This is a genomic window from Mangrovibacterium sp. (genome assembly GCF_041596335.1).
GTDB lineage: Bacteria > Bacteroidota > Bacteroidia > Bacteroidales > Prolixibacteraceae > Mangrovibacterium.
This window is the reverse complement of the sequence record NZ_JBFHIT010000092.1, coordinates 1-10,870: the sequence shown is the minus strand read 5'-3', so window position 1 is coordinate 10,870 and position 10,870 is coordinate 1. Positions and strand designations below refer to the sequence as shown.

The following is a 10,870-nucleotide window of genomic DNA, read 5'->3' as shown; positions in this document are numbered from 1 at the left end:
TCGTTACCAGGAAAAAGATGAGCAACATAAAGGCAATATCCGCCAAAGATGCTGCTGGTATTTCGGGAATTTTTCTTGCCATAATTAAATTTTTCCTGTATTAGAATCCACTTTGGATTATTTAATAAAACGAGTAACTGAGGATAATGCGATACCCAAAATTGCTAAAAACAACAAGATATAGGTCGCATAGAGCGTTGTGTCAATCCATTTTGCAATGGAACTAGTCAAACTTCCATCGGCTACAAATTTCTCAACTCCGTAGAATTGAGGGATGGCATCAGTTGATAAAACATAGGAAATGGCTAATACAACACCGGCAAAGCCAAGTGCGATCAAACCTTTTTTCGCTGCAGATTTATCACCAAATGTGTGCATAATGGCAAATACAAGTGCAATAACTGTACTCAATCCCAATAAGATATAGGAAAAAGACAGGTTTGTATTGATCCAGGCACCCATGGTAGCATCAGCTTCATTATCACTAAGATTCGTCATTAATGATACAATCAGAATAGCTGAAACGCCCAAAAGTACCCACAACAAAATTGTTGTTACTTTTTCAAGCTTCATAGTTTCAATTATTTTTTAAGATTGTGTTTCACTAAAATGTCGATCAAAGAGATAGAAGCATCTTCCATGCTGTTAACAATGCTGTCGATTTTTGCCAAGCAGTAGTTGTAAAAGATCTGAAGGATCATCGCTACTACAAGACCTGATACAGTTGTAATCAAAGCCACTTTAATACCACCGGCTACAAGAGCAGGACTAATATCACCAGCTACTTCAATTGCATCGAAGGCAGCGATCATACCGATTACAGTACCCATAAACCCTAACATAGGAGCCAAAGCGATAAACAAAGCTAACCAGCTTAATCCTTTTTCAAGCAAACCAGCTTGTACACCACCATAAGCTACAATTGTTTTTTCAACTACATCAATACCTTCACCTGAACGATCCAAGCCTTGGTAGAAGATACTTGCAACAGGACCACGAGTGTTGCGGCAAACTTCTTTTGCTGCCTCGAGACCACCGCTAGCTAAAGCGTCTTCAACATTCAACAAAAGCTTTTTGTTGTTGCTTGTCGAAAGATTCAGGTAAATAACTCGTTCCAAAGACAATGCTAGACCTAAGATCAAACAGATCAATACGAATGACATGAATCCGGCACCCCCTTCAATGAACTTTTGTTTCAACTGGCTGTGCAAGGTTTGACCTTCTTCAGCAGCTGCAGCAGTTTCTTCTTCAACATCAGCGGCCATCACCGCAGGTGCAGCTTCCTGAGCAGCAACAACTTCTGTTGAATCAGCTTCGGTTTGATCCTGAGCTACGGCATTGTTCGATGCTCCTAAATAAAGCATTCCAAGAACTGCTATAAACGCAAATAGTTTTTTCATCATTGGTTTCAATTTTAATTAGTAAATCTCCTTAATTTTTATTTTATACTATTTGAATGATATTCTGTCAGATTTGGAGAACTCTCCACGCCTTACCAAAACATGTCTAAATCTTTCCTGTTAAATTATTCAACAAAGAACAGAACTGCGGAGAGAGAGGGATTCGAACCCTCGGTACCCTTTTGAGGTACACACGCTTTCCAGGCGTGCCAGTTCAGCCACTCCTGCACCTCTCCAAGATTTGGCCCCTGTAAATTCGGGCTGCAAATTACAAAAAAAATGGAAAAAAAAAACAACTACTCACTTATTTCACCACTCATACTTTTATTCATATAAAGCTTTATATCATCCTCACTTAGGCCTTGCCCAAGTAAAAACATCAATTTGGTTACAGCTGCTTCCGTTGTCATGTCTTTCCCGCTAACTACGCCGGCGTTTAAAAGCTTTGCACTGGTTTGATAGTGTCCCATTTTCACAGCTCCTCCGTCACACTGTGTCACTGTGACAATTACGATTCTTAGGCGAGCAGCTTTACGCATCAACCTAGCGAACCATGGTGCAGTTGGAACATTCCCGGCACCATAAGCCTCTAATATGATTCCTTTTAAGCCCGGTATATTAATTACGCTTTCGAAAACGGCCTTACTAATTCCAGGAAATATTTTCAATACAACTACATTTTCATCAAATGAGGTATTGACACTTAAAATCCCCTTTTTACGAGCGTAATATATATTCTCGTAAAAATATTTGATATCGATTCCGGCTTTTGCAAGCAACGGATAATTCGTTGAATTGAATGCACTAAAATGGTCAGCGTGTCGTTTTTTAGTCCGGTTTCCACGCATCAATTTAAAATCAAAATAAATACTGACTTCCGGGACTACTGCCATGCCGTTTCGCTTTGCGGCTGCTATTTCAATCGAGGTGATCAGGTTTTCCTTACCATCAGTCCTCAGTATTCCAATAGGCAATTGCGATCCGGTTAACACAACCGGCTTATCCAAATTTTCGAGCATATAACTCAATGCCGATGCTGTATATGCCATCGTATCAGTTCCATGCAGAACGACAAATCCATCAAAACGGCTATAATTTGTCTCAATAATTCGAGCCAATTTCGACCATTTCTTGGGAGTCATATCCGAGGAATCAATTGGCGGATTAAACGTAAACGACTCTAAATGATACCCCAACCTGTTTAATTCAGGAACTTCATCCAGAATCTGGTCAAACTTTACAGGACTTAAAGCACCACCTTCTTTTTGAACCATGCCAATCGTACCACCGGTGTAGATAATTAAAATTGAAGGCACTTGTTCGTTCATTGGATTTATGAGCATCAGGGGTATTTTTCAAATTCGAAACAAACGTTCTGCATTATTGCTTGACAGCCGGGCTAGTTCATGAACACTGATCTGATGTAGTTCGGCAACTTTCTGAGCCACGTAAACCAAATAAGAACTTTCGTTACGCTTACCCCGAAAGGGAACGGGCGTCAAATATGGAGAATCGGTTTCCAAAATAATATGAGAAGGATCAACTTTCTCAATTACTTTATCCATCCCACTGTTTTTGAACGTAACAACACCATTCACTCCGAGCATGAACCCGAGCTCGACAACCTGTTGGGCTTGCTCCAACGTACCGGAGAAGCTATGAAAAACACCTGTCAACCCAGGTTGCATTTCCTCTTTCAGCACCGTAATCACTTCATCAAACGACTCTCTGAAATGAACGACAATCGGCAGATCGTATTTTACAGCCAATCTGATTTGCCTGCGAAACGCGTCAGTTTGCTCCTTAATAAAGGTTTTGTCCCAATACAGATCGATCCCGATTTCGCCGATCCCGTAAAACTTTTGCTTTTGCAACCAAAACTCCACTAATTGCAGTTCGTCTTCATAGTCTTCTGTTACCGATGTTGGATGAAGCCCCATTAAAGGATAGCAAATTTGCGGATATTGTTCGGTCAGGTTAAGCATTTTCTTTACGGATGAACTATCGATGTTCGGAAGGACAATTTTCCGAACTTCATTTTCATATGCGCGCTGAATAACGTCGGCAATATCTTCTGAAAAATCTTCTGTATAAATATGTGAATGTGTATCGATCAACATCTGTCATGCAAATTTCGGACAAAGAAAAAAGGAAAAAAGCAATCCGATGCGATTTAAATATTATCTTATTACTAATTCACACAAAACCGACGGAAAAGCATTTGGCTAATCCGTCGGTTTTTGGCTGTTCGACTGAACGGAATCAGACAACTCCTTGAGCCATCATAGCATCGGCTACTTTTACAAAACCACCAACATTAGCACCTTTCACATAATTTATACGAGTACCATTCTTTCCATATTTCAAACAGGTTTCGTGAATTTCGCGCATTATCATATGCAAACGAGCATCAACTTCCTCTCTGGTCCAATTCAATCGCTGACTATTCTGAGTCATCTCCAGACCAGACACGGCCACCCCTCCTGCATTAACGGCTTTTCCCGGAGCGTAGTCCAAGTTTTCCGCCAGGTACTCGACAGCGTCAGCAGTACATCCCATATTGGATGCTTCGGCCAACAAGAAACAGCCGTTTGCGACCAGCATTTTTGCATCATCCAGGTCGACTTCATTCTGGGTGGCACAGGGGATTGCAATATCAACCTTTTGCTCCCAAGGTTTTTTACCTTCGAAAAAATGAGCTCCAAACTCTCGGGCATAAGGTTCAACCACATCGTTGTTGGTTTCCCGCAATTCAAGCAGATAGTCTAATTTCTCGCCGCTAATTCCTTCCGGATCGTAAACATAACCGTCGGGACCGGAGATGGTTACCACCTTTCCGCCTAATTCATTAATTTTCGTAATAGCCCCCCATGCAACGTTTCCAAACCCTGAGACGGCAAATGTATGACCCGCAATTTCTTTTCCAATATGTTCGAGCATATGCTGAACGAAGTATACAGCACCAAAGCCTGTTGCTTCCGGACGAATTAAACTTCCGCCCCATGCCAATCCTTTACCGGTCAACACTCCTGTAAATTCGTTCCGAATGCGCTTGTACTGCCCAAACAAATAGCCAATCTCACGGCCTCCCACTCCTATATCGCCGGCAGGCACGTCGGTGTTGGGGCCAATATGACGCTGCAGTTCGGTCATAAAACTTTGACAAAACCGCATAATCTCATTATCCGATTTTCCTTTCGGACTGAAATCCGAACCACCTTTGCCGCCTCCCATGGGCAATGTTGTTAGACTATTTTTAAACGTCTGTTCGAATCCTAAAAATTTCAGAATCGAAAGCGTTACGGTTGGGTGAAACCTTAGGCCGCCTTTGTAGGGACCAAGCGCCGAGTTAAACTCAACCCGATACCCGCGGTTGATCTGCACCTCACCTTTATCATCGATCCAAGGAACGCGAAACATGATCACCCGCTCCGGTTCGCACATTCGTTCCAATACTTTCGCTTTCTGATATCGGGGGTTCTTCTGGTATACATCCCAGATTGTTTCAACTACTTCCTGAACTGCCTGATGAAACTCGGTCTCACCAGGAGTTTTCGCCCGAAGGCCATTCATAAATTCAATCATATCTGTTCCCATCGTATTTGAGATTGATTCAAAATGAACATCAAATTATAGCCACAAAGAAACGGATGAAAACGGCACAAAAAACTGATTTTCGTACAAGTTTCGGGCGATACAGAATGTTTAATAGCAATAAAAAACCGGCCTTCGTTTCCAAAGCCGGCATATTTTCGTTTTGTCCATTCTATACAAGCCCCTGAGCGATCATCGCTTGAGCCACTTTGACGAATCCACCAACATTGGCGCCATCAACATAATTGATCCAGCCATCAGGTTTCTCGCCATGTTTTACACACATCGAATGAATGGTTTTCATGATGGTATGCAGACGCCCGTCTACCTCTTCGCGCGTCCAATTTAACCTCATGCTATTCTGTGCCATTTCGAGCCCCGACACCGCCACTCCTCCGGCATTTGCCGCTTTTCCGGGCGCGTACAATATTTTTGCCTTCAAAAATCGATGCACTGCTTCGGGTGTACAAGGCATATTGGCACCTTCAACAACTATCTGACAATTGTTTTTTAGCAACAGTTTGGCGTCATCGGCATTCAACTCGTTTTCGGTTGCACAGGGCATGGCAACATCGCAAGGAATACTCCATGGTCGCTGCCCGGCAACATAGGTGCAGCCATATTTCTCGGCATATTCTTTTATTCTTCCTCGCAGTTCGTTTTTAAGTTGAAAAATATAGGCTAGCTTTTCTTTGTCAATTCCTTCCGGATCGTGAATAAAACCACTGGAATCAGACATGGTAACAACTTTTCCGTTGAACTCCAATACCTTTTGTGCAGCAAACTGAGCAACATTTCCCGATCCCGAGATAGTAACGATTTTTCCCTGCAGCGACTCCCCCTTGGTTGCCATCATCTCCTGTGCAAAATATACCGCTCCGTAACCGGTTGCTTCAGGCCGAATGAGGCTTCCTCCCCATTCGATTCCTTTACCTGTTAACACCCCGGTAAATTCGTTTCGCAAGCGTTTATACTGCCCAAACAGAAAGCCAATTTCGCGTCCTCCAACTCCAATATCGCCTGCCGGCACATCCGTATTCGAACCAATATGCCGGTATAGCTCAGTCATAAAGCTTTGGCAAAAACGCATGACTTCCATATCCGATTTATTTTTCGGATCAAAATCAGAGCCCCCTTTCCCACCTCCCAGTGGCAAGTTGGTCAGACTATTTTTAAAAACCTGCTCAAAGGCTAAAAACTTCATAATACTTAGATTTACCGTGGGGTGAAAACGCAAACCACCCTTGTAAGGACCAATGGCCGAACTCATCTCAACACGAAACCCTCTATTGACCTGAATATTCCCTTTATCATCGAGCCAGGGAACCCGAAAATGAATGACTCTTTCCGGCTCCACCAAACGTTCTAAAATTTTCAGTTTCATAAATTTAGGATGATCTAAGAGAAATGGCGCCAACGATTCGACAACTTCATGAACAGCCTGGTGAAACTCTGCCTGATACGGATCATTCGCCTTCACGTAGCTCATAAAGTCATCGATAAAATTCACAATCGTTTCTTTCATGACAGAATGAATTTGTTTCTAAATAAGTTCGGGATTTATTTTGAGAATGAGAAACTGCTATCCAACATCACACAATTGAACTTCAATCACTTACGCAAATCAAAGGATTCCAGCACAAAGAATTAGTACGGACAACCACTTCTGAGTTAAAGCCTTCGTTGCCACTAAAACTTCTATGACACAGATACTCGTTCGTCAACCCATATTCGCAATCCAACCTCTCAACTGCCTGTCTCATCAAGTTTTGACCAATACAACCGACATTCCGGAACAAATAATCTACCTTTGGTAGATCCAAGTCAACAGATCTTATTTCTCATGCAACAAAATTACCCCACCCTATCGCAGGCAATCTTTTTGCTGTTGCGAATTGTTTACGTAATGGCCGTGATAATTATACCCTATGCTGCATTTCGTTTTTTGTTGCATCCGGCCAAATACCCAAGCTCGTTCGACTCTCGCTATTTCTGCATTACGATAATTGCAGCGCAAGTTCTAATTTTCCTTTACGCCCTAAAGCAAATAAGAAAAACAGATTCGTTCGAATGGAACAAAGAGTTGAATATGAGGGCTAAGGCAAATTGGATTTTAATCTTGATTGGAGGTTTATCCGTGAATTTCCTAATTGAACCATTGGCTCAAGTCATCCCTTCCATGACCCTTGCAAGTGCTCATTTAATCAATTTAGCGAATGACAAAATTGGTGGATTCTTATACCTTATTTTTCTTGCTCCCATACTTAACGAACTTCTGTTTCGGGGAATAATCCTTCGTGGCTTTCTCAAAAATTTTCACCCGGCAATAGCCATTCTGGCATCGTCGCTAGCTTATGCTGTCTTCCATTTATCCATCATCCAGGCATTTGCATCCATTTTCCTGTGTATTTTTATCGGAATCGTTTATTGGAAAACACGCTCCCTTGCGCTGTGCATTTCAATTCATGTTCTAAATAACGCGATCGCGTATAGCCTGATTTTATCATCCAACGGAATAATAACCATTGAAAGCCAAGTCCGGAATACTCCAATTTATCTGGGTATATATCTGGCAGCGGCCCTATTCCTGTCTATCAGCCTGCTTCAGATGCACAAAATGAACGAAGCGAATGACTAATTGGCATAAATCAAACGGAATATTTGTATTTTTGGGCTTGAATTAAAAATAGACGAACAATGAAAAAAGCAGAAATCCATACTGTAAAAGGAGTTATGAAAGTCAACTTCTACGAAAACGATGCTCCGGGAACGGTTGAAAACTTCATCAAGCTTTCGAAATCAGGATTTTACGATGGACTGACTTTCCACCGGGTGATTCCAAATTTTGTAATCCAAGGAGGATGTCCGGACGGAACTGGCGCCGGAGGACCTGGCTACACAATAAAATGTGAATTAACTGGTGAAAACCAATATCACGACCGTGGCGTATTGTCAATGGCTCATGCCGGAAGAAATACCGGAGGTTCACAGTTCTTTATCTGTCACAGCCGTCAAAACACGTCACACCTCGACCGCAAACACACATGCTTTGGCAAAGTCTACGAAGGGCTCGAAGTAATCGATGCAATTCGCCCGGGCGACAAGATTGAAAAAATCACGATCATTGAAGAATAAGTCAAAAAGCCGGTTCGCCGGCTTTTTCAAGCTCACAAAAGCCCTGTGCGAAATACCTACACCTTACCTTTAAAACAGACTTTCGATGTCAAACAACCTCAAAGGTATTCTGTTCACCCTGAGCTCGGTCATTATGTTCGCTCTTATGGCCATCCTTGTTCGCCTGATCCCAACCGTATCATCGTTTCATAGTAGTTTCTTCCGTTTTACAATCGGCTTGGCAATCATTGGCATTCTTGCCATGTTTCGCCTCATTCCGCTAAAATTCAGAGACCGAAAAAACTTATTCATCCGCGGATTCATTGGCGGTATAGCCGTGTACCTTTTTTATCTGGCAATTGTCAGACTGGGAATCGGAAAGGGATCGGCTTATGTCTACTCCTATCCGGTATTTGCCACTTTATTCAGCATGGCAATCCTGAAGGAAAAAGTTGAAGGAATAAAGTTCATCCCGATCCTGACGTCAATTGCCGGACTTCTGTTACTATCGCTTGGTGGCGCGGGCGGCCCATTTGCAGGCTTCGGACTGAATGAACTAATTGCCATTGGCGGCGCTATAACTACAGCTCTTGCAGTTGTTTATGTGAAAAAACTACACCACAGCGACAATTCATACGCGATCTTTTTCGCTCAAAGCATCATCGGTTTTTGGCTTTTTCTAATTCCTTCCGGCCTAACACAAGGGCAAGGAAACTCATTCGACCTTTTGGTCCTCGTTTTATTAGGAGTAGTCGCAACGATCGGTCAATTATTCATGACTGAGGGGTATCGCTATGTGAATGTAGCTACCGGCTCTTTGTTTCAATCAATGGTTCCAGCGATTAACCTGATGTCTGGCTATTTTATTTTTCAGGAACAGTTTGCGATCAACGAAATCTGGGGGGCAATTCTCATCATTCTATCGTGCCTCTCGCTCGTTGTTATCAATTACAGAATGGGTAAGAAAAGCCGTATTCTCAAAATGGTAGAATAAATATAAATCAACCTTTTGCAGGCCCTGCCACTTTGGGATTCACTAAAAAAAACACCACCACAAACATTGAAGCCGCAACAACTGCACCTCCGTAAAACGCGTACGTAATTCCACCAATCCCATAACAGATTCCCATCAGCCCCGGCCCGGCTGTTTGCCCCACTCGCAATACCATTGAGTTTAGCGACATAAAAGCAGCCCTCTCCCTGATGGATGCCAAACCAACCATCAAATTCTGTATCGCCGGAATTAAGATTCCATGGCCCATTCCAAAAACAATGAGACCAAGAAAAATCTCGGGCCAATGAAACGCTTTGCTTAACAACAACATCGAACAACAGTAGAGAACTGTTGCCAACAACAATTGTGACTTTGGGCGAAGTATTTCATTTATTCGGGGAAGTTGAAAAGAAGTAAAGGCAGTAACTGCCGACATTAACGACATGCTTCCGCCAATGATTACTGAACCTGATCCCATACGGGTTCCCAGCAACAATGGGAAATAAGTTAAGTATGCACCGTACAAAACAACAAACAATAAAATATTGGCTATAAAAAGGCCCCACACAATCTGTCGATTAATGGTTTGCCAAATATTCGAGAAATAGGTTTTCAACGTCAATCGGCCTGTTGGCTCGGGATTATTTAAACGAGTAAAAACCAACCACGCCAAAGGAACTGCAAGCACGGGCAACAAAAAAACCATTGGCCACCCAAAAGCCGACAACATTCCGCCCAAGGCCGGATACAATGCTGTACCAACACTTAACACACTGGCATTATACCCCATTGCCGCCACCCGATTCTCTGCTGTAAACAAATCACCAATCAAAGTAATATTGATAGTTGCCAACGAGCTTGCCCCAACTCCCTGGACAAATCGCATCCCCAAAAGCCATTGATAATCGCGAATAAAAAAGCAAGCCAATCCGGCAACACCAAACAAGACAAGTGAAGGAACCAAAATAAGCTTTCGCCCGTAACGATCAGCCAGAATACCAGCGAGCGGAGTCAGGAATATTCCAGGCAGCGTGAAAGCCGCTATCAACCAGCCGACTTGTCGTGCAGTAATTTGAAAATGTCGAATGACCTCAGGAAATGCAGGTGTAATACTAGCAACCCCCATTACACTGATCAGGGTCACACCAAATATTAGATGCAGATTCCTGTTTGCAAGTAGCGGATTGCTTTTGAACATACTTTTGGGCGTTAGAGGGTTTTGGCAGAATCAGAATTGAAGTTAACCAACTCAGTGATACCAAATATAAACACAAACCCAGACTTTTCGGGTATTTCCACCCTAAAATCCCCAACAAGAAAAACGACATTCGACTAAACGGCAGATTCAAATCATGAAAAAAAATACTGGCAACCGAACTCCATCGCGGGAAGTCGTTAACCAGTATTTTTACTGTAGCACTGGATTTAAAGCGCTACAACACTATTTTCTCCGCCAAAACTATTGGCTGAAAAACCGTCAGCATCCGGTTCGTTATACCATTCCTGGCTACCAACCAAATAACGGAACTCATATGACTTTCCGGTTTCCAACTCAAGCAAAGCAGTATATTCGCCGCTTTTCAATTTACTCATCGGTGTTGCAATTGGATCCCAATTATTAAAATCGCCAACTACAGTTACATTATCAGCACCAGCTGCCATTTCTTTCGAAACACGGAACGTAACTTTACAAACCGGCTTCGTTTTTAACATTTGTTTCTTTAAACTCATCGCATTAACAATTTTCTTATTTACCTAATCAGTTGAT

At 42.5% G+C, this 10,870-nt stretch carries 12 protein-coding genes and 1 tRNA gene; 3 read left to right on the top strand and 10 right to left on the bottom strand.

Translation table 11 applies throughout. The annotated features are described in order from the left end of the window. From ABZD21_RS19260 to gdhA (ABZD21_RS19225), 8 genes are all read right to left on the bottom strand, one after another. Positions 1-82: biopolymer transporter ExbD (locus ABZD21_RS19260; protein WP_372776762.1), on the bottom strand; the 82-nt coding region annotated here is incomplete at its 3' end. Positions 83-117: 35 nt separating this feature from the next. Then, positions 118-573, bottom strand: coding sequence for a hypothetical protein (locus ABZD21_RS19255; RefSeq protein ID WP_372776761.1), 456 nt, complete (start codon positions 571-573; stop codon positions 118-120). 8 nt (positions 574-581) lie between these two features. Beyond that, the gene (locus ABZD21_RS19250; RefSeq protein ID WP_372776760.1) at positions 582-1,403 is read right to left on the bottom strand and encodes a MotA/TolQ/ExbB proton channel family protein; all 822 of its coding nucleotides are present in this window, start codon (positions 1,401-1,403) and stop codon (positions 582-584) included. Positions 1,404-1,548: 145 nt separating this feature from the next. After that, positions 1,549-1,636: transfer RNA gene (locus tag ABZD21_RS19245), tRNA-Ser, on the bottom strand. 60 nt (positions 1,637-1,696) lie between these two features. Beyond that, entirely contained in the window at positions 1,697-2,743 is a 1,047-nt protein-coding gene (locus ABZD21_RS19240; RefSeq protein ID WP_372776759.1) for an asparaginase, read from the bottom strand. Positions 2,744-2,755: 12 nt separating this feature from the next. Next, positions 2,756-3,520: a TatD family hydrolase gene (locus ABZD21_RS19235; RefSeq protein WP_372776758.1), complete on the bottom strand. Its 765-nt coding sequence runs from the start codon at positions 3,518-3,520 to the stop codon at positions 2,756-2,758. Positions 3,521-3,662: 142 nt separating this feature from the next. Then, the gene (gdhA, locus tag ABZD21_RS19230; protein ID WP_372776757.1) at positions 3,663-4,997 is read right to left on the bottom strand and encodes an NADP-specific glutamate dehydrogenase; all 1,335 of its coding nucleotides are present in this window, start codon (positions 4,995-4,997) and stop codon (positions 3,663-3,665) included. A 169-nt stretch (positions 4,998-5,166) separates the two neighbouring features. Continuing rightward, on the bottom strand, positions 5,167-6,519 hold the full coding sequence (gene gdhA, locus ABZD21_RS19225; RefSeq protein ID WP_372776756.1) for an NADP-specific glutamate dehydrogenase: 1,353 nt from the start codon (positions 6,517-6,519) through the stop codon (positions 5,167-5,169). A 318-nt stretch (positions 6,520-6,837) separates the two neighbouring features. Here gdhA (ABZD21_RS19225) and ABZD21_RS19220 point away from each other — a divergent pair, with 318 nt between their 5' ends. The 3 genes from ABZD21_RS19220 (at position 6,838) to ABZD21_RS19210 (ending at position 9,102) form a co-directional block, all read left to right on the top strand. Then, positions 6,838-7,632 carry a lysostaphin resistance A-like protein gene (locus ABZD21_RS19220; RefSeq protein ID WP_372776755.1) on the top strand — a complete coding sequence of 265 codons (795 nt, stop codon included), beginning with the start codon at positions 6,838-6,840 and terminating at the stop codon, positions 7,630-7,632. A 59-nt stretch (positions 7,633-7,691) separates the two neighbouring features. Beyond that, on the top strand, positions 7,692-8,129 hold the full coding sequence (locus ABZD21_RS19215; RefSeq protein WP_372776754.1) for a peptidylprolyl isomerase: 438 nt from the start codon (positions 7,692-7,694) through the stop codon (positions 8,127-8,129). Between the two features lie 85 nt (positions 8,130-8,214). Further along, positions 8,215-9,102: a DMT family transporter gene (locus ABZD21_RS19210; RefSeq protein WP_372776753.1), complete on the top strand. Its 888-nt coding sequence runs from the start codon at positions 8,215-8,217 to the stop codon at positions 9,100-9,102. A 7-nt stretch (positions 9,103-9,109) separates the two neighbouring features. On the opposite strand, the gene ABZD21_RS19205 is transcribed toward ABZD21_RS19210, so the two are convergent. Both ABZD21_RS19205 and ABZD21_RS19200 read right to left on the bottom strand, forming a co-directional pair. Further along, positions 9,110-10,300 (bottom strand): MFS transporter, encoded by a 1,191-nt coding sequence (locus ABZD21_RS19205; protein ID WP_372776752.1) that lies wholly within the window; start codon positions 10,298-10,300, stop codon positions 9,110-9,112. Positions 10,301-10,527: 227 nt separating this feature from the next. After that, complete coding sequence (locus ABZD21_RS19200) at positions 10,528-10,833, bottom strand: isoamylase early set domain-containing protein (protein WP_372776751.1); 306 nt, start codon at positions 10,831-10,833, stop codon at positions 10,528-10,530. Positions 10,834-10,870: the final 37 nt, after the last annotated feature.

What these genes read in the sequence shown, in the direction of transcription:
- ABZD21_RS19255 (WP_372776761.1), bottom strand. Translation starts at nt 573, where the DNA reads ATGAAGCTTGAAAAAGTAACAACAATTTTGTTGTGGGTACTTTTGGGC.
- ABZD21_RS19250 (WP_372776760.1), bottom strand. Translation starts at nt 1,403, where the DNA reads ATGATGAAAAAACTATTTGCGTTTATAGCAGTTCTTGGAATGCTTTAT.
- ABZD21_RS19240 (WP_372776759.1), bottom strand. Translation starts at nt 2,743, where the DNA reads ATGCTCATAAATCCAATGAACGAACAAGTGCCTTCAATTTTAATTATC.
- ABZD21_RS19235 (WP_372776758.1), bottom strand. Translation starts at nt 3,520, where the DNA reads ATGTTGATCGATACACATTCACATATTTATACAGAAGATTTTTCAGAA.
- gdhA (WP_372776757.1), bottom strand. Translation starts at nt 4,997, where the DNA reads ATGGGAACAGATATGATTGAATTTATGAATGGCCTTCGGGCGAAAACT.
- gdhA (WP_372776756.1), bottom strand. Translation starts at nt 6,519, where the DNA reads ATGAAAGAAACGATTGTGAATTTTATCGATGACTTTATGAGCTACGTG.
- ABZD21_RS19220 (WP_372776755.1), top strand. Translation starts at nt 6,838, where the DNA reads ATGCAACAAAATTACCCCACCCTATCGCAGGCAATCTTTTTGCTGTTG.
- ABZD21_RS19215 (WP_372776754.1), top strand. Translation starts at nt 7,692, where the DNA reads ATGAAAAAAGCAGAAATCCATACTGTAAAAGGAGTTATGAAAGTCAAC.
- ABZD21_RS19210 (WP_372776753.1), top strand. Translation starts at nt 8,215, where the DNA reads ATGTCAAACAACCTCAAAGGTATTCTGTTCACCCTGAGCTCGGTCATT.
- ABZD21_RS19205 (WP_372776752.1), bottom strand. Translation starts at nt 10,300, where the DNA reads ATGTTCAAAAGCAATCCGCTACTTGCAAACAGGAATCTGCATCTAATA.
- ABZD21_RS19200 (WP_372776751.1), bottom strand. Translation starts at nt 10,833, where the DNA reads ATGAGTTTAAAGAAACAAATGTTAAAAACGAAGCCGGTTTGTAAAGTT.